The 22291-nt window shown below is 50.8% G+C and carries 17 protein-coding genes; 14 read left to right on the top strand and 3 right to left on the bottom strand.

The features are described from left to right. The first annotated feature begins 3 nt into the window (after positions 1 to 3). The 5 genes from atpA to mgtE all read left to right on the top strand — a co-directional run bounded on the left by atpA (position 4) and on the right by mgtE (position 5932). Positions 4 to 1548: a F0F1 ATP synthase subunit alpha gene (gene atpA / locus ACT3TY_RS06805; RefSeq protein ID WP_087107042.1), complete on the top strand. Its 1545-nt coding sequence runs from the start codon at positions 4 to 6 to the stop codon at positions 1546 to 1548. A 65-nt stretch (positions 1549 to 1613) separates the two neighbouring features. Further along, complete coding sequence (gene atpG / locus ACT3TY_RS06800; protein ID WP_444622529.1) at positions 1614 to 2501, top strand: F0F1 ATP synthase subunit gamma; 888 nt, start codon at positions 1614 to 1616, stop codon at positions 2499 to 2501. 73 nt (positions 2502 to 2574) lie between these two features. After that, positions 2575 to 3954 (top strand): F0F1 ATP synthase subunit beta, encoded by a 1380-nt coding sequence (atpD, locus tag ACT3TY_RS06795; RefSeq protein WP_444622530.1) that lies wholly within the window; start codon positions 2575 to 2577, stop codon positions 3952 to 3954. Between the two features lie 24 nt (positions 3955 to 3978). Next, a complete protein-coding gene (locus tag ACT3TY_RS06790) occupies positions 3979 to 4407 on the top strand; it encodes a F0F1 ATP synthase subunit epsilon (RefSeq protein WP_444622531.1) in 429 nt (142 codons plus the stop codon). Between the two features lie 142 nt (positions 4408 to 4549). Continuing rightward, positions 4550 to 5932 carry a magnesium transporter gene (gene mgtE / locus ACT3TY_RS06785; RefSeq protein ID WP_087107050.1) on the top strand — a complete coding sequence of 461 codons (1383 nt, stop codon included), beginning with the start codon at positions 4550 to 4552 and terminating at the stop codon, positions 5930 to 5932. Between the two features lie 11 nt (positions 5933 to 5943). Here mgtE and ACT3TY_RS06780 read toward each other — a convergent pair whose 3' ends face one another. Together ACT3TY_RS06780 and ACT3TY_RS06775 are read right to left on the bottom strand one after the other, a co-directional pair. Then, positions 5944 to 6543, bottom strand: a complete 600-nt coding sequence (locus ACT3TY_RS06780) for an undecaprenyl-diphosphatase (protein WP_441678644.1) — start codon at positions 6541 to 6543, stop codon at positions 5944 to 5946. Between the two features lie 58 nt (positions 6544 to 6601). Then, positions 6602 to 7795, bottom strand: coding sequence for a cation diffusion facilitator family transporter (locus ACT3TY_RS06775; RefSeq protein WP_444627728.1), 1194 nt, complete (start codon positions 7793 to 7795; stop codon positions 6602 to 6604). Between the two features lie 196 nt (positions 7796 to 7991). On the opposite strand from ACT3TY_RS06775, the gene ACT3TY_RS06770 reads away from it, so the two are divergent. From ACT3TY_RS06770 to ACT3TY_RS06730, 9 genes are all read left to right on the top strand, one after another. Then, entirely contained in the window at positions 7992 to 8792 is an 801-nt protein-coding gene (locus ACT3TY_RS06770) for an undecaprenyl-diphosphate phosphatase (protein WP_444627726.1), read from the top strand. 9 nt (positions 8793 to 8801) lie between these two features. Then, positions 8802 to 9920, top strand: coding sequence for an FAD:protein FMN transferase (locus ACT3TY_RS06765; protein ID WP_444627724.1), 1119 nt, complete (start codon positions 8802 to 8804; stop codon positions 9918 to 9920). 5 nt (positions 9921 to 9925) lie between these two features. After that, the gene (gene glmU / locus ACT3TY_RS06760; protein WP_444627773.1) at positions 9926 to 11296 is read left to right on the top strand and encodes a bifunctional UDP-N-acetylglucosamine diphosphorylase/glucosamine-1-phosphate N-acetyltransferase GlmU; all 1371 of its coding nucleotides are present in this window, start codon (positions 9926 to 9928) and stop codon (positions 11294 to 11296) included. Between the two features lie 45 nt (positions 11297 to 11341). Next, complete coding sequence (gene glmS, locus ACT3TY_RS06755; RefSeq protein WP_444622535.1) at positions 11342 to 13171, top strand: glutamine--fructose-6-phosphate transaminase (isomerizing); 1830 nt, start codon at positions 11342 to 11344, stop codon at positions 13169 to 13171. A gap of 133 nt (positions 13172 to 13304) precedes the next feature. Beyond that, positions 13305 to 14123 (top strand): TnsA endonuclease N-terminal domain-containing protein, encoded by an 819-nt coding sequence (locus tag ACT3TY_RS06750; RefSeq protein WP_219983232.1) that lies wholly within the window; start codon positions 13305 to 13307, stop codon positions 14121 to 14123. Then, a complete protein-coding gene (locus ACT3TY_RS06745; RefSeq protein ID WP_444627722.1) occupies positions 14107 to 16182 on the top strand; it encodes a transposase in 2076 nt (691 codons plus the stop codon). Before ACT3TY_RS06750 ends, ACT3TY_RS06745 begins: the two co-directional genes overlap by 17 nt. Further along, positions 16179 to 17834 carry an AAA family ATPase gene (locus ACT3TY_RS06740; protein WP_110069137.1) on the top strand — a complete coding sequence of 552 codons (1656 nt, stop codon included), beginning with the start codon at positions 16179 to 16181 and terminating at the stop codon, positions 17832 to 17834. Before ACT3TY_RS06745 ends, ACT3TY_RS06740 begins: the two co-directional genes overlap by 4 nt. Then, on the top strand, positions 17834 to 19381 hold the full coding sequence (locus ACT3TY_RS06735; RefSeq protein WP_110069138.1) for a TnsD family Tn7-like transposition protein: 1548 nt from the start codon (positions 17834 to 17836) through the stop codon (positions 19379 to 19381). Before ACT3TY_RS06740 ends, ACT3TY_RS06735 begins: the two co-directional genes overlap by 1 nt. After that, entirely contained in the window at positions 19356 to 20951 is a 1596-nt protein-coding gene (locus tag ACT3TY_RS06730; protein WP_119676906.1) for a Tn7-like element transposition protein TnsE, read from the top strand. Before ACT3TY_RS06735 ends, ACT3TY_RS06730 begins: the two co-directional genes overlap by 26 nt. Positions 20952 to 21119: 168 nt before the next feature. On the opposite strand, the gene ACT3TY_RS06725 is transcribed toward ACT3TY_RS06730, so the two are convergent. Next, positions 21120 to 22256 carry a GGDEF domain-containing protein gene (locus ACT3TY_RS06725; protein WP_110069141.1) on the bottom strand — a complete coding sequence of 379 codons (1137 nt, stop codon included), beginning with the start codon at positions 22254 to 22256 and terminating at the stop codon, positions 21120 to 21122. Between the last annotated feature and the right edge of the window lie 35 nt (positions 22257 to 22291).

Here is a 22291-nt window from a genome sequence, read left to right as displayed (position 1 = left end):
GGCATGCAGCAATTGAATCCTTCCGAGATCAGCGACATCATCAAGCAGCGAATTGAGAAGCTTGACGTCGCATCTGAAGCTCGTAATCAGGGCACCATCGTAGGTGTTTCCGACGGTATCGTGAAAATTCACGGCCTCGAAGACGCCATGTTTGGTGAAATGATTGAATTTCCTAACAGCGTTTTTGGCATGGTACTTAACCTGGAGCGTGACTCCGTAGGTGCTGTTGTCCTGGGCGACTACCTGCTGCTTGAAGAAGGCATGACCGCGAAATGCACCGGTCGTATTCTTGAAGTACCGGTTGGCCCTGAGCTGATTGGCCGTGTTGTTGATGCGTTGGGTAACCCCATCGACGGCAAAGGCGATATCAACGCTAAAATGACCGACGCGGTAGAAAAAGTAGCGCCTGGCGTTATTACCCGTCAGTCGGTTGATGAGCCGATTCAAACCGGCTTGAAATCCATCGACGCCATGGTGCCGATCGGTCGTGGCCAGCGTGAGCTGATTATCGGCGACCGTCAGATCGGTAAAACTGCCATTGCCATTGATGCGATCATCAACCAGAAAGGCAAAGGCGTTACCTGTGTCTACGTTGCCATTGGTCAGAAACAGTCGACCATTGCCAACGTTGTGCGCAAGCTCGAAGAGCATGGCGCGATGGAACACACCATCGTCGTTGCTGCGGGCGCTGCCGATCCGGCTCCGATGCAGTTTCTCTCCGCGTATTCCGGTTGCACCATGGGTGAGTACTTCCGTGACCGTGGCGAAGACGCGATGATCGTGTATGACGATCTTTCCAAGCAGGCAGTGGCATACCGTCAAGTATCCCTGCTGCTGCGTCGTCCGCCAGGCCGTGAAGCCTATCCCGGTGACGTGTTCTATCTCCACTCGCGTCTGCTTGAGCGTGCGGCACGTGTCAACGTCGACTACGTTGAGAAGTTCACCAACGGTGAAGTGAAGGGCAAAACCGGTTCCTTGACCGCGCTGCCGATCATCGAAACCCAAGGTGGCGACGTTTCTGCGTTCGTTCCGACCAACGTGATCTCGATCACCGACGGTCAGATATTCCTGGAAACCAGCCTGTTTAACTCCGGTATTCGTCCGTCGATTAACGCAGGTTTGTCCGTATCGCGCGTGGGCGGTGCTGCCCAGACCAAGATCATCAAAAAGTTAGGTGGTGGTGTTCGTCTGGCCTTGGCTCAGTACCGTGAACTGGCTGCGTTCTCGCAGTTTGCTTCTGACCTTGACGAAGCGACCCGTAAACAGCTTGAGCACGGTCAGCGCGTCACCGAACTGATGAAGCAGAAACAGTATTCGCCGATGTCGGTTGCAGAAATGGCGCTGTCTCTCTACGCCGCTAACGAAGGTCACATGGATGATGTGAGCGTCGATAAAGTGTTGGACTTCGAACGTGCCCTGCACGATTACATGAAGTCTGAGCACGGCGACCTGCTCGACAAAATCAACCAGACCGGCGACTACAACGGCGAGATTCAAGATGGCTTGAAGTCGGGTCTCGAGAAGTTCAAGGCGACTCAGAGCTGGTAATGTCCGGCCCGCCTGTGGGCGGGCTTGCCTACTTTCTGAGAGTCACGAACGAAAGGTAGATCGCTATGGCAGCTGCAAAAGAGATACGCACCCAGATCGGGAGCATCAAAAATACGCAGAAGATCACCAGTGCCATGGAAATGGTGGCTGCATCGAAAATGCGTAAAGCACAAGATCTGATGAAGGCTGGCCAGCCGTATGCCAAGCAGATTCGCAACGTCGTAGGCCACATTGCTGACGCTAACCCCGAATATCGCCACGATTACATGATCGAGCGTAACGAGGTGAATCGCGTAGGCTACATTGTGGTGTCTACTGACCGCGGTTTGTGCGGCGGCTTAAACGTCAACCTGTTCAAGGCCGTGGTGAAAGATGCCCGTGTCTGGAGCCAGGAAGGCGCTGAGCTGGACTTCTGTGCCCTTGGCGCGAAAGGCAGTGCTTTCTTCCGTAACTATGGCGGCAACCTGATTGCGGCCAAGAGCGGATTAGGTGAAGCACCTACGGTCGAGGGTCTGATCGGTAGTATCAAGGTCATGCTCGAAGCGTACGATGAAGGACGTCTTGACCGCTTGTACGTGGTGTATAACGAATTTGTTAATACCATGACGCAACGCCCGGTTGTACGTCAGCTTCTTCCGCTGTCGCCTGATATGGGCGCAGACGCTAAACATGACGAAGAAAACGCCCGTCCCGGAAGCTGGGACTACCTGTATGAACCGGATGCCAAGGCGTTGCTAGACAGCCTGTTGGTTCGATTCATCGAATCGCAGGTGTATCAGGCGGTAGTCGAAAACGGTGCGTGCGAACAGGCCGCCCGAATGATCGCTATGAAGAGTGCCACTGATAACGCGGGCAACCTGATCGACGATCTGGAGATGGTTTACAACAAGGCCCGTCAGGCTGCCATCACCCAGGAAATTTCTGAGATCGTCGGCGGCGCTTCAGCCGTATAACGCCTAGGGAGCTGCCCAATAAAGCGGCTCCCGGCAGACAGGTTTCATTTGCAGGTTTTTGAGAGGAACCAAGATGAGCGGACGTATCGTACAAATCATCGGCGCGGTGATTGACGTAGAGTTTCCGCGGGACTCTGTGCCCAAGGTCTACGACGCGCTGAAAGTCTCTGAAAAAGAGACTGTCCTCGAAGTCCAGCAGCAGTTGGGCGACGGCGTGGTACGCACCATTGCCATGGGCTCCACTGAGGGCTTAAAGCGTGGCTTGGACGTAGCCAACACAGGTGCCGCGATTTCCGTACCGGTAGGTAAGGAAACGCTGGGTCGTATCATGAACGTACTCGGCGAGCCGATTGATGAAGCGGGTGAGATCGGTGAGCAAGAGCGTATGCCGATCCACCGTAAAGCACCCAGCTATGCCGACCAGGCAGCCTCTAACGAGCTGCTGGAAACCGGCATCAAGGTTATCGACCTGGTCTGCCCGTTTGCCAAGGGTGGCAAGGTTGGCTTGTTCGGCGGTGCGGGTGTTGGTAAAACCGTTAACATGATGGAGCTTATCCGCAACATCGCCACCGAGCACAGCGGCTACTCTGTATTCGCCGGTGTGGGTGAGCGTACGCGTGAGGGTAACGACTTCTATCACGAAATGACCGAATCCAACGTTATCGATAAGGTATCGCTGGTTTACGGCCAGATGAACGAGCCGCCCGGTAACCGTCTGCGCGTTGCGCTGACCGGTCTGACCATCGCTGAAAAATTCCGTGATGAAGGCCGCGACGTTCTACTGTTCGTCGATAACATTTACCGTTACACCCTGGCCGGTACAGAAGTATCTGCACTGCTTGGCCGTATGCCGTCTGCGGTAGGTTATCAGCCGACGCTAGCCGAAGAGATGGGCGTTCTGCAGGAACGTATCACTTCGACGAAATCAGGCTCAATCACCTCCGTACAAGCGGTATACGTACCGGCGGATGACTTGACCGATCCGTCTCCGGCAACCACCTTCTCACACTTGGACGCGACCGTTGTACTGGCCCGTTCCATTGCTGAGCTAGGTATCTACCCGGCCATTGATCCGTTGGACTCTACGTCGCGTCAGTTGGATCCGCTGGTGGTAGGTGATGAGCATTATGCGGTTGCTCGTGGCGTGCAGAACGTTCTGCAGCGTTACAAGGAACTCAAGGATATTATCGCCATTCTGGGTATGGATGAGCTGTCTGATGAAGACAAGCTGGCCGTTTCTCGGGCGCGTAAAATCCAGCGCTTCTTGTCGCAGCCGTTCTTCGTGGCTGAAGTATTCACTGGCTCACCCGGCAAGTATGTTTCTTTGAAAGATACTATTCGTGGTTTCCAGGGTATCCTGGACGGTGAATACGACGATATGCCCGAACAGGCCTTCTACATGGTTGGCTCCATCGACGAAGCGGTCGAAAAAGCCAATCAGATGAAGAAGTAATCCCGTTTATTAGGGGGATTCGCTATGGCGAATAGCTTCACTTGCAATATCGTCAGCGCTGAAGAGTCTATCTTCTCGGGCAGTATCGAGATGGTGGTAGCTGCCGGGATGATGGGTGACTTGGGCATTTTGCCGGGTCACGCCCCGCTGCTGACCGAGCTTCAGCCGGGCCCTGTACGGGTGATCCACGATGGTGGCAAGGAGGAACACTTCTTTGTCTCCGGCGGCTTTATGGAAGTTCAGTCGGATGTCGTGACGATCCTTGCTGACGCCGCGACGCGGGCCAGCGACCTCAATGAGGCCGCTGCCGAAGAAGCGCGTCAGGAAGCGCTGAAAGCCTTTAATGAGAAGTCATCGGAGCTGGATTATACCCGTGCCTCCGCTGAACTTGCCGAAGCCGTTGCACAGCTGCGTACGATCCAGCAGCTGCGCAAAAAGGCGGGTAAAGGCTAACACTACGCGGTAAGCGTGAATAAAACGCCCCTTGAACCCGTTAGGGTTTAAGGGGCGTTTTTTTTGTCTGGTACACTTGCCATAAGCATTTAGTAGCATAATGCTTGTCAGCACTGACTCGTCTGCAGAGAAGGAGAACGCGATGTCATTGAACGATGAAATCTTGCAGGAATTAAAAACCGAGCTGCTTGACGAGCTGGTCAAAGAGGAACCGAAAAGAGAGCTATTATCCGAACGCTTGGCCGAAATTCGTTCGGCAGATATTGGTGAGGTGCTTGAAGAGCTTATCGAGGAGGACGAAGAGCTGTCCGCAGCGCTTTCAGTGCTCGATATACTTTCTACAGAACGCGCCGCTAATGTGCTTGGCTACCTGCCGGGTGAAAGTCAGCTGGAAGTCGTGGGTGAGCTAAAGGACACCCAGGTACTTAAGCTGTTGGAAGAGATGGGCTCTGACGAACGGGTGGACCTGTTCAATCTTCTGGATGAAGATCGCCGAGAAGCGCTGTTACGGCGCATGGCACATCAGGAGCGGGAAGATCTCAAGCGGCTGGCAGGCTACGAGGAAGGCACTGCAGGCGCCATTATGACCTCTGACTATGTGGCGATAGCCAGTGGCATGACGGTGTCTCAGGCAATGATGCGCGTACGCCAGACTGCTCCGGATGCAGAGACGGTCTATCAGCTCTATATCCTGGACAACGATGGCAGGCTGATTGGCACGATGTCCCTGCGTCAACTGATGATTGCCAGGCCCGGCGCGTTGGTTGACGACATCATGATCAAGGATGTGATCAGCACCGCCGTGGATGAAGCGCAGGAAGAAGTAGCTCGCATCGTGGCACGTTATGACCTTTTGGCACTGCCGGTGATTGATGCCGAAAACCGTATGGTGGGTATCGTTACTCACGATGATGCGATGGACGTGGCAGAGTCGGAAGCTACCGAAGATATCCACAAGGGGATGTCGATTGGCCAGTTGGAAGATGGCGTTAGCCGTGTATCGCTGTGGAGCCTGTACCGTAAACGGGTGACGTGGCTAGTAGTACTGGTCTTTGCCAACCTGTTTTCCGGCGCGGGTATTGCTCACTTTGAAGATATTATTGCCGCCCAGGTGGCGCTGGTATTCTTCCTGCCCTTGTTGATTGGTAGTGGCGGTAACGCAGGCGCTCAGGCGGCAACGCTGATGGTTCGCGGTATGGCAACCGGTGATGTAGGCGTTAAGGACTGGAGTAAAATGCTCGGCCGTGAGCTGTTGGTAGCTGGCTCCCTGGGGCTGACCATGGCCATCGCCGTCGCTCCCATCGGTATACTGCGTGCAGGCAACGAAGTCGCTATTATCGTCTCCCTCAGTATGGTCACTATCGTACTGTTTGGCAGCCTGCTGGGCATGTGCCTGCCGTTTGTACTGGAGCGCTTCAAGGTCGACCCGGCAGCTGCCTCTGCGCCGCTGGTCACCACCTTAATTGATGCCACCGGGGTATTGATTTACTTCTCTATTGCAACGGCAATTCTTACTAGCTTATAGCGAACAGCTGGCTAACGCTTCACCCAGCCACGGCGGATAAGCGGCGCGAACAGCCAGTGATAAAGGCGCTTGGCGATGTGCTCATAAACCGGTAGCACTAGCCAGGCGCGGTTGAAACCCACCAGCACGGCCATAACGGCTGACAAAAGGGCAGCGCCTGCCATATCCTGGGGAAAGTGGACGCCCAAAAAAATCCTTGCCCAGCCGACGGGAATGGCCAAGAGCAGAAGAAGGCTGCCGATACGTCGGGTGTAGCGGTGCAGCATCAAGCTAAAGCCCATAGTTAGAATGATCGTTAGATGATTACTGGGAAAGGCAGGGGTTGGCGCATGGGCCATCAACGTGGTGCCTACCGGTACCGCAAAGGGTCGGGGCATCGGCCACAGCATCCCGATGATGCCACTTATCGCTAAGGCCAGCAGTATCGCTATCAGCGCCTCCAGCAGAGGCTGCTTGAGCTGTTCACCGCCACGCAGCCAGCCGATTAGCAGTAACGCAGGTAGTAGCCACATCAATTCAACGGCGCACCCATGAGTAAACATGATCAGCCACGCAGGGGTGTCAGCGGCGGCGTTGAGCCTTTCAAACAAGGTAAGGTTAAGCGTATTCATTACGTACTGAAACCATAAGGCCCGTCAGGTGGTCGAGTATTTGGCGTTTATCTAACGGCTAGCGCATCGCGCTACTGGCTGCTCGGGTGATAAACATGACTTCCACATGGCCGAGCCACTCAATATCACTGGCGAGTGCCTTGAGTTGGCTAGCCAAACATTGCGGGGGCTGATGTACCGCATCGCCGATAATCAGCGATACGGATACTTTGTCATCCAGATAGTGCAGTTGAAGCTCGTTTAACGTGCGCCACACTGGATGCGCGTACCAGCGTTGATCAAGCGCGGCCTCAACCTCCGGACGTAGTGGCAGGCCGGGCATTCGGCTGGGGTCTCCTTCTCCAGCGTCATCTTCAGGGTCAACATGGAAAATAACGTCGGTGAGTAGCGGAAACTCATGACGTAAACGGCGGCTGACCTCATTACCTATCTCATGGGCTTCTGAAACGGTGATTTTAGGCCCGACCACGACATGCAAATCCACCATTACCCAACCTGCTGATTGGCGAGTGCGAAGGTCATGCACGCTATCCACGCCTGGTACGCTACAAGCTACGTCGTGCATTTGGCGTTGGGTGTCTTCAGGCAGTGCGGTATCGACTAATTCCCGCGCAGATTCCCACAGTAAATCCCAGCCAACCTTGCCTACGAGCAGGCCAACCACAATGGCAGCGACGGCATCCAGCCAACCCAATCCAAACTGAGCGCCAATCAGTGCGACCAGTACCACCGCAGTAGAAAGGGCATCGCTACGAGAGTGCCAGGCATTAGCCTCCAACAGTTTGGATTTTACCCGCTTGGCGACGCGCATGGTGTAGCGAAAAATCCACTCTTTACTGATCAGCGCAATAAACGTAATCACAATCGCCACGATGCCAGGCGCGGTGACTTCTGTGCCACTAAACAAGCGGTCCAGGCTTGACCAGGCAATACCGCCTGCCACAAAGATCAGTACGCTACCCAGCAGCAGTGTAGTGAGTGTTTCGATGCGCCCGTGACCATAGTGATGGTCATTGTCGGGCTCCTGACGCCCGTAATGAATGGCGGCCAGTACAAAGCCATCGGTGATTAAGTCAGAGAGCGAGTGGATGCCATCCGCAATCAGTGCGGCAGAACCCACCCAAAAACCTACCGCCACTTTGACAATACTAAGCACACTATCCAACCAGGCACCTATATAGGTGACGCGCTTGGCTTCCTGATTATCTAGCTCGTGGTTGGGAACCACTGGCGTTTCAACGGTCTGAGTCATGGAATACCTGACAAGGGAGCGCTTTCAATAAAGCATTATTGTAGCGCACTGCAATATGATCTCTTAAGCCCTTTACTTCTAAGTAGGCTAATACGCAATGCAAAACGATGGTAGGCATGGCGGACAATCCCCTAATGGAGGTGTATCCTTATGCGCCATTGTCATTCAACCACCCTTTTGATGTATAGGATGACCCATGGAGTGGCTACAAATAGTGGTACTTGCCGCTGTGCAAGGGATAACGGAATTCTTACCTGTCTCAAGCTCGGCGCACTTGATTTTAGTACCCGTATTAACCTCTTGGGAGGACCAAGGGCTTGCTTTTGATGTCGCACTCCACTTGGGCAGCTTAAGCGCGGTGGTGATCTATTTCCGGCATGAAATTTGGCAAATGATAGCGAGCAGCCTGGCAGCGCTGTGTGGCCGGGGGATCAATAAAGATGCCCAGCTCGCGATCTGGGTCACGCTTGCCACGCTACCTGTGTGTATCATCGGTTTTCTGCTTCGTGATGTTATCTCGGTGTATATGCGCTCCACGGTTATCATCGCGCTCAGCCTGATTGGCTTTGGCCTGTTACTGGGGTACGCAGACTGGAAAAAACGCGGTACTCGCAGTGAATACCAAATGCAGCTAAAAGATGTGCTGATCATTGGCGGCGCCCAAGCGCTGGCACTCATTCCTGGCACATCACGCTCAGGGATTACCATCACAGCCGCCCTTCTGGTGGGCATGAGTCGTGAAGGGGCTGCGAGGTTCTCCTTTTTACTTTCCATTCCGGTGATCGTATTAGCCGGTGGGTTAGAAGCCGTTGAACTTTTACATCAGCCCCAGTCAGTCGATTGGCTATCCATGGCGGCCGGAACGCTATTGTCCGGTGTTATTGCGTACCTGTGTATTCACTATTTCCTCATTATTATTAAAAAAATGGGGATGCAGCCTTTTGTTGTTTATCGCGTACTGTTTGGTGCGTGGCTCCTCTGGTTTTTTTACATGTAGAGTAAGCTCATGACCCTATTTATGCCTGAATCAACACGGTTAACAGTAAAAGCGGTATGCGTTATGTCGCTGTTACTACTGGTTGGCTGTTCGGAAAAAGATCGCCCTTTGGAGTCGCCAGTCAGTTTAGAGGGCGGTATCTTTGGCACGTTTTATCAGGTAACCATTAGTGACCCGTTAACCCAGGAGCAGGCCAGCGATCTGGAAGCCGGTTTTTTGGAAGAGCTTGAACGTGTCGATGTGTCCATGTCGACGTATAAAGATGACTCTGAACTAAGCCTGTTTAACCAGGCACCGCTCAATGAGTGGCAGCCACTTTCCAACGAACTAATTGAAGTACTGGCGATAAGCCGCTCGGTGTCTGAACAAAGTAACGGCGCGTTTGATACGACCGTTGGTGGTCTGGTCAATTTATGGAGTTTTGGTCCTGAGGCTCGCCCGAAAGAAGTCCCTTCGGAACAGCAGTTGGCCGAGCGCTTGGCCGAAGTGGGCTTTGATGCTGTAGCGATCGATACTCAGGCCATGCAGGCGCGCCGTGAGCGTGACGTTTATGTGGATCTTTCCGGTGTCGCCAAGGGGCATGCAACCGACCGCGTGGCAGCGTACCTAAACCAGCAAGGGATACAGGGTTATTTAATCAACCTGGGTGGAGATATGCTGGCGCACGGCTATCGTGATGATCAAGAGACGCCTTGGCGCGTAGGTATTGAAACGCCGCAAAGCGGCGCGCCACAAGCACAGCATATTGTGCCTCTTCACGATATGTCGGTAGCGACCTCTGGGGATTACCGCAATTACTTTGAGGCTGATGGGCAGCGCTTTTCACATACCATTGATCCACGTACTGGGCGGCCTGTCTCGCATAACCTTGCATCGGTATCGGTTTTCCATCCATCCAATGCCTGGGCCGATGCCTGGGCCACCGCGTTATTGGTAGAAGACAGCGATACGGGTATGGAAGTGGCCGTTGCGCATAATCTGAGTGTATTAATGCTGATCCGTGATGGCGACCAGTGGCAAAGTATTGCAAGCCCTGCTTTTGTTGATGAATTTGGCGAAGAACTCATCAATGAAAGCGGTATTGGTCAGTGGGCGTCTCCTAACGTGCGTCACGCAGAAGAAGGGTAATGAGAATGCAAAAAGCGCTTGATGTAGTGATTCTCGCAGCGGGTAAAGGCACGCGGATGCGTTCACAAATGCCGAAGGTGCTTCACTCCTTGGCGGGCAAACCCATGGTGTCGCACGTGCTGGAAACAGCGGCGAGCCTAAGCCCTGCACGCACGCAGGTCGTCATTGGTCACGGTGCTGAGCAGCTGCGTCACGCATTGGCGGATGAAAACGTCACGTTTGCCTTGCAAGAAGAGCAAAAGGGCACGGGGCACGCCGCCGCTCAAGCATTGAAGGAACTTGGTGATGGCAATGTTTTGATACTGTATGGCGACGTACCGCTCATTCAAAGCGAAACGCTGACAGCGCTTTTGGCCCATGTGAACGAACAACAGATGGGGTTGCTGACGGTTACGCTGGACGATCCAACGGGGTATGGCCGTATTGTGCGCAATGCGGCGGGCGATGCGGTGGCGATTGTAGAGCAAAAAGATGCCAACGACGCCGAGCGTGCCATCACCGAATGCAACACCGGCATCATGGCGATGACCAGTGCCCAACTGGCGCGTTGGTTGCCTAAACTTTCTGCTGACAATGCTCAGAGTGAATACTACCTGACCGATGTGATCGAAATGGCAGCTAAAGAGGGGATTAAAGTCTGCACCGAGCAGCCAGCTCACGCCGTTGAAGTAGAAGGGGTTAATAACCGTGCCCAAATGGCGCGGTTAGAGCGCGTTTACCAAGCGCGCCAAGCGGACCAGCTAATGGAACAGGGCGTGGCACTGGCTGATCCTGCAAGGATCGACGTGCGCGGAAGCCTCACCTGTGGTCACGACGTGTTTATTGACGTGGGCTGCATTTTTGAAGGTGACGTGACGCTGGGTGATGGCGTTAGTGTAGGGCCTTACTGCGTGATCAAAAACAGCGCCATCGGTGCTGAAAGTAGCATTGATAGCCACACTGTTATTGACCAAACGAAGATGGCTGGCCATAACCAGGTGGGGCCTTATGCGCGTCTGCGCCCCGGTACGCGCATGGCGGTTAATGCCAAGGTGGGCAATTTTGTAGAAACCAAAAACGCCGAGGTAGGCGAGGGTAGCAAAATTAACCACTTAAGCTATGTTGGCGATGCCCGCTTGGGGCGTAACGTTAATATTGGTGCGGGCACAATTACGTGCAACTATGACGGCGTTAACAAGCATCACACTGAGATCGGCGATCATGCCTTTATTGGCTCTAACAGCGCACTGGTAGCCCCGGTTAGTGTGGGGGCAGGTGCAACCATAGGCGCTGGATCCACCATAGCAAAAGATGTCCGTGAGCGGGCCTTAGCGGTGACGCGAGGCAAGCAGCTGGAAAAGGCCGATTGGGTACGTCCTACTAAAGCTGGCAAGTAAACGCGTGGTACATCGCTACTTTAATTTATCCTGGGAGAACGGTTTATGTGTGGCATCGTCGCTGCTGTAGCGCAACGTAACGTGCAAGACATACTGTTGGAAGGGCTTAAGCGCTTGGAGTATCGCGGTTACGATTCAGCGGGCATGACGGTGTTGAACGATCATAACCAGCTTACTCGTCATCGCGCAGTGGGTAAGGTCGTAGCCCTTGAGAACGAGCTGAATAGTGCACCGCTGCCGGGAGCGTCAGGGATTGCTCACACGCGCTGGGCAACTCACGGAAAGCCTTCAAAAGCCAATGCCCACCCGCACCATAGCGGTGACTACGTCAGCGTGGTGCATAACGGCATTATTGAAAACTACGAATATATAAAAGAGACGCTGCAGGCAAGTGGCTATACGTTTAGCTCGGAAACCGACACCGAAGTCATTACGCATTTGCTAGCGGACAAGTTGCAGAGTGGTCTCAGCTTGTTTGAGGCAACCCAGCAAATTGTGAATGGTCTGGGCGGGGCGTATGCGCTGGGCGTTATGAGTGTCAAGGAGCCGGGCATAGTAGTAGGTGCACGTCAGGGAAGCCCGCTGGTGGTAGGTGTGGGTATGGGGGAAGCGTTTTTAGCCTCAGACCCGCTTGCCTTGCTACAAGTAACGGATCGCTTTATTTATCTGGAAGAAGGCGATGTGGTCGAGTTAAGCGAAAAGGGGACTATCCGGATTGTCGATAAAGATGGCAGCTCAGTAACACGGTCGGTACACGTTTTTGAGCATGGCGATGGTGTTGCCAGCAAAGGCAACTATCGCCACTACATGCTTAAAGAAATCTTCGAGCAGCCCACCGTGATTGAGGCGGCCCTGGAAGGGCGTTTGAGCGCGGACAGTGTGTTGGTCGAGAGCTTTGGCCCCGATGCTCAGGCACTATTCCAGAAAACCCGCCAGGTCCATATCATTGCCTGTGGCACCAGTTATCACGCGGCGATGGTGGCCCGCTACTGGCTCGAACGTTATGCAGGCGTGCCGGTACAGGTTGAGGTGGCCTCCGAGTATCGTTATCGCCACCCGGTCGTACCTTCCGATACGCTGTTCGTAACGCTCTCCCAGTCGGGTGAAACCGCTGACACGCTGGCGGCACTGCGTTTTGCCAAGACTCTGAACTATGTCGGCTCGCTGGCTATTTGCAACGTACCGGGAAGCTCCCTGGTGCGTGAATCAGATATGACCCTGATGACCCGTGCAGGCCCGGAAATTGGCGTTGCCTCCACAAAAGCGTTTACCACTCAGTTGGTGGCACTATTGCTTCTAACGCTGGCGATAAGCAAAGCGAAGGGGCAGGAAGAGCATGCAGGTATTGTGAAGGCGCTGCATTCGCTTGCTGATATTTGCCAACAAGTACTGGCCCTGGACAGCCAGATTGAGCAGCTCTCCCAGGCGTTTGCTGAAAAGCACCATGCGCTGTTCCTGGGCCGTGGTGCGCACTACCCGATTGCACTGGAAGGCGCGCTTAAGCTTAAGGAAATCTCCTATATTCACGCAGAAGCGTACCCAGCCGGTGAGCTTAAACACGGCCCGCTGGCGCTGGTAGATAGCGAGATGCCGGTGATATCCGTCGCACCCAATGACGACCTGTTGGAAAAGCTAAAATCCAACCTGCAGGAAGTCCGTGCCAGGGGCGGCCAGCTGTTTGTATTTGCCGATGAGAACGTGGGTATCAAGCCGCATGACAATATCCGAGTCATTGAGCTGCCGCATATTCACGAAGCCTTGGCACCGCTTTTATATACGCTTCCTCTCCAGCTTTTGAGCTACCACGTCGCAGTGCTTAAAGGTACCGATGTCGATCAGCCGCGTAACCTGGCGAAAAGTGTGACGGTCGAGTAAACCACTGCCGGCTGGTATCAAACGGTGTGGGATTTAAATAAAGTAGGTTACTTTTAAATATAGTTGGTAACTTGCAAATAAAGCTGGTAACTTAGCTCCGTATACTTTATGTGCAATGTCGGAGGTACGGAGCTTGACCAGCTTATCCCTTGACTCTCGTTCACTTAAATGGGTTAAACAAGGTCGCGGAAAGGGGTCAGGAAAAGACTACCAACCCTGGTTGACCGTCAGAGACCTGCCTTCTGCTGGACGATCTCACCGCATCTGGGGATTCCAGACTCAACGAACCCACCATCTGTTGTCAGACCTAGAGCTGGCGGCGTTCTTTCTGTTTGATTGGAATCCATCTGTCACTGATATCCGGGAGCAATACCCTCTCCGATTAGAGGATACCATTGAGCTTGCAGCGCAAGCGCGTATCCGTCATCCCGAAGTACGAGGACAAATTCAAGTCATGTCCACGGATTTTCTAGTGGACACTAATAAGCCTGAGCTTCCCAGAATGGCTATTCAGGTAAAAACCTCTTCAGATCTTTCTAATTCTAGAACCATCGAAAAACTGGAGCTTGAACGGCGTTATTGGGCGTTAAAGGAAGTTCCATGGTATTTGCTGACAGAAAAACAAATTCCCAAGACCGTCACCAAAAATATTGCCTGGCTGTATCCAGCGCAATTGGTTCTGGATGGGATCGAAGATACTCTGAATATGGCTTCCCTTTACTTGGGCTTCTTTATTAATCATCCGACTTTACTGATTTCTCAAGTTTCGATGATGCTCGATCAAGCCTATTCACTCTCTCCAGGCGAGTCCCTGCAAAAGATACGTTCGCTGTTAGCCTTGAGGGTTTTCTTATTCGATATCAGAAAGCCTTGGTCAACGCTGGCTGTAGGGGAATTACAAGCATCTTCAGACATTGATTCATTGAGGAATTATTATGTTGCGAATCAATGATGTTGTGGCATTCGAAGAGGCTCGGTATCGAATTCTTGATGTCTCAGACATTCGATATACATGGATTAATGTTGATTCCGACAAAGCTTTCCCTGAACGGGTTTCCCTGGCAGAAGTGGAAGACTTCATTCTTTCTGAGACGTTAAAAAAAATTGATGACCCCTATTCCCATCTTGCCGCTCAGCTCCCGGAACACGGCTCAGTAGCACAGCAAATTCGGGACAAGCGTATGGCCGTTATTGAGCCTTTAATACACCAACCGGATATCTATTATCGCAGTGGTCGAGGCGCACTGGTTCAGCAGGTTGTGAATGAATCTGGAACAGCTAAAAAAACACTATATGCTTATCTTCGCCAATATTGGCAGCGAGGTTGCATACCGAACGCGCTTTTGCCGGACTACGATAAATCAGGCGGGCGAGGAAAAAAACGCACAGCTTCAGGAAAAAAATTAGGGCGTCCGAGAAGTATAGCACCGGGTACCGGCGCCATTGTAGATACTGGCGTTGAACGCATGTTTCGCATTGTGCTTGATCGCCACTATCTGACGGAGAAGAATCATTCTCTACCCTATGCTCATCGACGCTTCGAGGACATGTTTGAAACGGCTCATCCCGATGTACCGAAAGAGAACTTCCCGACAGTTGCTCAACTACGTTATTTCTACGAGCGGGAATATGTCCGGCCTGAACGTATCCGGCTGAGAGCCAATAAAATTGAATATCAAAAGGACATCAGACCGTTACAAGGAACAGCCACAACTGGGGTTCACGGTCCTGGTGCACGGTACGAGATCGACGCGAGTATTGCCGATATCTATCTGCTTTCCGCTGACAGACAAAAGATTATTGGCCGACCAACTTTGTACGTGGTTGTCGATGTCTATAGCAGATTGATTGCTGGTTTCTATGTGGGATTTGAAAACCCCTCCTATGTGACGGCTATGTTGGCACTGGTCAACGCCATGATCGATAAATCTCAGATATGTCAGTCTTTCGGTTATGACATCGAGCCAGAGGATTGGCCGTCGATTGGACTGCCGGACGCCATTTTGGCTGATCGCGGTGAGTTGCTGGGCCATCAAATTGAATATCTGGAGCAGGCCTTTGGTGTTCGGATTGAAAATACACCACCTTATCGTGGGGATGCGAAGGGTATCGTTGAGCGGCATTTTCGCACTATTCAAGCAGACTTCAAGCCGTTTGCACCAGGAGTGGTTGCTGGAACCACCATCAAAAAGCGCGGCGGGAAAGATTATCGGTTGGATGCAACACTTACATTGGACGAATTCACTAAAATAATTATCGGCTCTATCCTGCATCGCAACCAGAGTTCGGTATTGGTCAAGTATGACCGCGATCCGGATATGCCGGATACACTCGCACCTGTACCAATTAATATCTGGCAATGGGGTATTCAAAATCGTAGCGGACGGCTACGTAACACATCGGAGTCGGCGCTGAAGCTGGCATTGTTGCCTCGTCAAAAAGTAACGCTTTCCGATTACGGTATTCAATGCTTCGGTGCCTTTTATACCTGTAGGGAGCTGCTGGCGTCTGGCTGGCTCCATAGAACCGGGCAACAGCGACCTGGCCCCTTTATGGCGGCGTATGACCCCGCGGTAACCGACATCATTTATGTCTTCCCAGATGCAACAAAATCAGATTATTGGGAGTGCTCGCTAACAGACCGCTCAAGGGAATTTAGGGGCCGGTCGATGTGGGAGTTATGGGACAGCCAGCAGCAACAACGAAAATCAACAGCAGCAGCTAAATTGAAAGAGAGGGAAAGCAAAAGATCGCTGGAAAATGTGATTCAGGAAACCATCCAAAACGCGGAAAAGCTACGTCCTTCCTACTTTGGTGAATCAAAAACAGAAACTTTGGTTGGCATCAATCAAAACCGACGGGAAGCCCGTGAGCAGGAACGCCAGAAACGTCGAGCGGATAACAAGGCTACTGAGCCGAAACCCAAAGCAGATGTCAGGTATTTGACTGATCAGCCCGAAGATGGGGCTTTCCCAGATTTTCTGGATGACCTGTTTGGAGATGATGAATGACGCTACCCAAAGGCATGGTGCAGGCAATTTATAATGATACCGGGATAAGTCAGTACCAAGGAAACCCGCTCATTGAAGCTTTGCCGCCGATTCTGGACCGGCGTCAGCTAAAGGACGGGTTATCGGGTCAAATTACGTTTCGCCCAACCGACGTTTATCTTGATGGCCAGACCCGTATTCATGTCATATCTCAATTACTTGATAATTTTTTCCAGCCGCTATCCCGTCACATTGAACTGGAGTCAAAATTATCAGTCATGCTTCGACAAGGGTATGTTGGCAGAAATCTGGCGACAGGCGAACTGAATGCCCACATCCAGAATGGTTATGAGCGTGTCATGCAGGGGGATTTGGCTGTTTTCCGGTTCGAGCATGTGGAATCCACCGCTAAGAGTCTGGCTTTCATCGGTTGTTCTGGTTCAGGCAAGACAAGCTCATTGAACCGTATTCTGGCAACCTATCCCCAGTTGATATATCACGAAGCCTACAACTTCACACAGATCGTTTTCCTTAAAATTGACTGCCCGCATGACGGTTCGTTGAAAAGCCTGTGTCATAACTTCTTTCGGGAAATTGACGCGGTACTCGCCACGAATTACGTACGTCGCTACGTGGAAAAACGACATAGCGTAGAAACCTTGATTGCGGTAATGGCACACATTGCCAACACCCACGCAATTGGACTGTTAGTGATTGATGAAATCCAGCATCTGAGTGTTAAGAATTCAGGTGGTGCCGAGCGCATGCTCAATTTCTTTGTCACACTGGTTAATGAAATTTCGGTCCCGGTTGTCATGGTGGGGACACCAAAGGCCAGATCTGTCTTTGAACTGGATCTGCGGTCCGCTCGTCGTGGTGCAGGTTTTGGTTCAATACTATGGGAGCCTTTAAGCAAACCATCAGGCGAGCAGGAGGTATCCCGTACCGAGTGGGGAGCCTTCACTGGCCGTTTGTGGAAGTATCAATGGCTGACTAAAGCATCCCCTGAAGTGACCGATGAGATTAGATATACTTGGTACGAGCTTTCACAAGGCATTATGGATGTCGTCATCAAGTTGTTTGTTTTGTCACAGATCCGGGCTGTTGTCACCGGCATTGAGCGCATTACCCCCGCCTTGATGCGAAAGGTCTACCAGGATGAGCTAAAACCTATCCACCCCATGATTGATGCGTTACGGTCGGGTGATGTGACAAAAATTGCGCGTTACTCAGATCTGACTATCCCCGACGTGGATAGAAAAATACTGGAACTGAGCCACCTGCTGCGTTCCAACCAGGAAAGCATTGATACCGTAGTCAAGTATGGGGGTAATGAACAAGCTGTTCGTTTGCATAATATGCTGGTTGATATGGGGTATGCCTCTGAGCTGCTTGAACCTCTGATCAACAGAGCTTTTGAGGATCATCCAGGCCTTGTGATGAAGGATCTTATGCCGCTGATCCTCTCTTGGTATCAGAGTGCAGAGATAGAAAAGCCAGCGTCATCCACCCCCAAACTTAAGGCGATGAAGAAAGCTGACTGGCATACCCTGGATTCAGAAGACTTGCGCTTTCTATTCTCTCAGTCCGCCAATGAGGAAATCTTCCAGGAATCACTTGGCTGCAACGGCTTGCTTTTTGATGCCCAAGACTGGGTTAATTCCTTTGGGTGATGGCCGTGTTGAATTTTCCTATACCTTACACAGAGGAGTTGATGTATAGCGCCGTGGCAAGAGCGGGTGTCCGGCAAGGGCTGACCAGCCCAAAGCAACTGTTGGATGAGGTCTTCGAATCTCGCAGTATTATCGCAACGATAGACTTACCTAACCATATTGCAACGCTCTCTCGCTGGCTTCCAGAGGAGTTCACACCCGAAAAATTGATCTACAGCCATACTTTATTTCCGCTTTACGCACCTTTTGTTCCAGAGGCTCGACGGCTTCAGTGCATGAATTGGTTGTACCAGGGTTCTCAGGGTGCCGCTCATCTGGCATTAGGAGTTTCCGCCTCTCGCATTAAATCCCCGCGTTTTGTCAGGTACTGCCCCGGTTGCATAGCCGCTCAACGTGAACAATTTTGTGAGTATTTTTGGCGACGAGAATGGCAGGTTGCCGGGGTGGAATCGTGCCCCGAACACGGTGTGTTGATGGATACGCGGATTGCTCGCCCCCTGATTGAACGTCATCGCTTTATCGCTGCTGCACCTGAACACTGTCATGAGACTAAACAGCAAAAGGGAATGGGAGTATCTGATTGGATAACCACTCAGGTGCGATGGTTGTTAGTTCGGCCGGCGCAAGCGTCCCCCAGTTTTGAGCAATGGACAGAGTATTATCGCAGCCTTGCTTATCGACTGGGTTTTTATCGGGGAAAAGCCCAAATTGACCACTCAGTGATAAAAAATAAGGTATTAAAGGTGTGGCCTGCCGCTTGGTTAATCCGAAACCGTCTGATGCCTCCCAGTTCCGATATTGATGACTCAGACTGGCTGAAAGCAATCTTCCGCAAGCATCGAAAAAGTTTCAATTATCTTCAGCATATTGTTGTTCATCAGGCATTGCTGGATAACCACTGGCAGATAGACGATGTGCTTGATGAAGTTAGCCGGAAACCAACACGTAAAACGCCACAACAAGTTAAGGTTGTGATGCAACAGTCGAGCAGTCAAACGCCAGATCAGGAAGCTTGGCTCGAATTGTTGTCATCTCGTCAACCCCTTCAAGCCAGAAAAAAATCACCGGATTTGTATGCCAGGCTCTATCGGAATCATCGCGACTGGCTGTTGGACGTTAACCATCGTTATGCACAAGACAAGGCAAACCATAACGTACCACGTATTGATTGGGACAAACGGGATCGGGAATATCTGCAAGCACTTCGACAACTGGCTACGTTTTTGAATGCAAATATACAAGGGCCCAGGCGCTCAAGAACCTACTACCTTAAGTTGCTTGGCAATCTCTCAACCCTTGAGAAAAACCTCCATCAAATGCCATGTACATCGGCATTTTTGGTGGCTAATTCGGAAAGCGTTCCCCAGTACCAGATCCGACGCTTGCAAAATGCCTATGACGATTTACGGGTTCTCTTTGAGTCGCCGCCAAGGTGGCGATTGTTGCGAAACGCCGGATTGAGTGAAGAACGAATGATGGAGCCTGCCAGGCAGTATTTGGAAAATTTAGTGGATACGGAACATGAAGTTCAAAGGTATAGAAAATAACAGTGTTATCCGGGAGATTGGCTCTTTATTTCGCCGCCATGATGGCCCTGATTGGCACATTAATGTCAAACTGGCACCAGGCCAAAAGAAACAATATTTTGGTGTCTCTCAAATTCCGGTCTTAGCAAGACGCAGGGTGGTCAATGCAAGCGAACAACCACGCCCTGCCGGATTCCAGTCCCGTATTGTGATAGAAAATACTCGTCATTGGCGTACTGAACCTATCGAAGCCTGTCCAATTCCGGTGGTAAATCGGCAGGATGATGGACAGCAATGGTGCTTTAATTTTGAATTTGGTGGAACGCAGTATTATCTTCCTCAGCTCGAATTAGCGCGAGTGCTGTTCTTCCACCACGCCTATATAACGCGTTTAGCTTTGATCCCCAACGGACTCTCTCAGGAGTTTGATGTCCAGCGCTTAGATAAGTTGAGCAAGGCGCTCGTCAATATTCTGCCAACCTGCACTCTGCCGCTGTACGTCAGAGGTGACTATGCATTAAGACGGTTGTTAGCCTGGATATTGCTGGATGAGGAAGCTAAGCTGTCTTTTGAAAGTGTTGCCCGCTACCAACTTCAAAACGGTTATGACACAGACAAGTACCGTCTGTGGCGTTTTCAATTTGAACCACCACCGCTCGCAGGTGTTGAGCTGACACTTCGTGGTCATTACGATCAGGAACGAAAAGCGTTTTTTGTGTATGAGATTTATGGTGTTTCTAATCTAACCTGTGATTGTCCCGCCTATGTCGATTTTGTCGATCCCCGATTCGCTGAGAGGCGAGCAGGCCAGGGGTATGCTGTTCGGCCCGGCCCGCAATCCGGCCCGGAATTGGAAATTGATGACGAACAAGAGCCAGATACTGATCAAACAGAAATCCGGATTGAAACGCCAGCCGTCGCATTTGAGTTTGCTAATCCCATTCGGACAACTCGCATAGGTAAGGGAAAAGGACAGACTGGCTGTTTGGGCCAGGAGGGCGACTCGTCAGACTCTCCAGAAAATACTGGCTTTGAAGTAAGTACGGATGAGGCCAGTACTCACGGTACATTACCTTCAGCAGATTATGATGGCATGGAAGACAAGAGCGACGACGCACATCTCTATGCGGATAAATTTGAAGCCTTTAACGCTATGGTGCTGCAATTGGTTGGCATGTCGGGTTACCGCCACATCCACAGGGAAATCCGAAAGCTCCCCACTATTGATGGTTACTCCAAACACTTGCTTGTAGATGGTAACCCACGTTGTCTGGCTTTTCATCGAATTGAAAAGGATGGTCAAGAGTACGCATTGATAGAAGTGGATACTTCCGATAATAAGAACAGACTATCGACACTCCTGTTGAAGCCGCATGTCCAATTTGATTGGGAACGCACTCTTCGAGAGTTGGAAATCAGGTTATTAAAAAAATCACTGGCATGGCCTACAACGCTAATCAAAAAGCTCTTTAGTGATAGATATAAGCGTGTGCCTCATCCAAAATCATCATCTGAAAATAAAGGATTCCTTGAAAATGAGTCAATTAAACATTGGGCTGAGCGAGTTTATAAGGAGATTAGATTATCGTAACATGTAACATAACTGTTTTAACAATATAGCAATTGAGAAGCTTATTATCCTGGACTATGATAGCTACTCAAGGCAAAGCTCTTTACTTGAGCTGAGCGAAATCCCATCCGTTGCTCTGTTTGGCTTGGCATTTAATTGAATAAAAAAGGAAATTTTTTAAAACACATTTTATTGCGACAATACAGTTTGATTCCGCCCTTTTCTCTTTGCCTCATAAAGTGCGTTATCTGCTTTCTTGATAAACATCTCCATAACAATTTCAGTTGTATACCTACTGCTTCTACTTTCTGGCAAGGATGATACCCCCAAGCTGATAGTCCACTTTACAATTTCTCCGGCATCACCAGTCACAGATATATCCTCGACGTGCTTTCGAATCCGCTCTGCAAGATTTTTCGCATCAGTTATGTTGGTGTCCGGTAAAATAACGGCGAATTCTTCTCCACCAAGCCTGGCAACTAGGTCAATTTCTCTTGATTGGTTTACGCATAAGTCCGCGAGCGCACAAATAACGCGATCTCCTGTAGGATGGCCGAAAGTATCATTGATGCGTTTAAAATGGTCTATATCAAGTAAGATAAGGGCGCAATCACTGCTTGAGCGAGCACTTCGGCTTGCTTCTGATTTAAGTTTGCTATCAAAGTAACGCCGGTTTGCAACACCTGTTAATGGATCTGTCTGAGAGGATTTCTCTAAGGCGAGTTGAAGGTTGTAACGATGATAATAACTCCATGAAAAAACGAGCATAATAAATAATGCTGAAACGCTCGATTGCACTGAGATCTGAAAATAAACGTTTTGTATCAACTCATCCAGTACGCCATGGTTTTCGGATAGAACAACAAAGGAAAATGCAACAGTAAGAAAAAAAATCTGAATGTAGATAGAAAAGCCGATGAGAACAAAAAAGATAAAAAAGGGATAGAGTGCAACATTACTCACTGTTGTCACTAAGTCTTCGCCAGTGTTCTCTATTATTTTTATGCCGAGATACGCAGAAAAAACCAGCGTTATTAAAATTGTTGCCGTAGCTAATTTCAAACTGCTTGATTTTAAAATAATCCAGGCAGGTATCATTAATAGAAGAAAGTGAAGTCTCAGCTGAAATAACTCGCTCTTTATTTCAGGATGCGATTTGTAGTCAAAAATACCCTCTGCAAGCCCAAGAGGAATGAGTATCAATAAAATCGCAGCTGTATATAACCGATGATCGTTAAATTTTTTGTTTAAATAATCACTACTAAGTTCAAGCTTACTCAACTGAATTATGGCGGTCAAAGCACTCTCATTTTTATGAAACATCATTTATATCCATACTTCAGTGAAGAGTTTGTTCGTGA

The sequence above is a fragment of the Halomonas sp. AOP22-C1-8 genome (assembly GCF_052378905.1).
Lineage (GTDB): Bacteria > Pseudomonadota > Gammaproteobacteria > Pseudomonadales > Halomonadaceae > Vreelandella > Vreelandella citrativorans.
The sequence above is the reverse complement of the archived record's forward strand: the minus strand, read 5'-3'. Positions and strand labels throughout refer to the sequence as shown.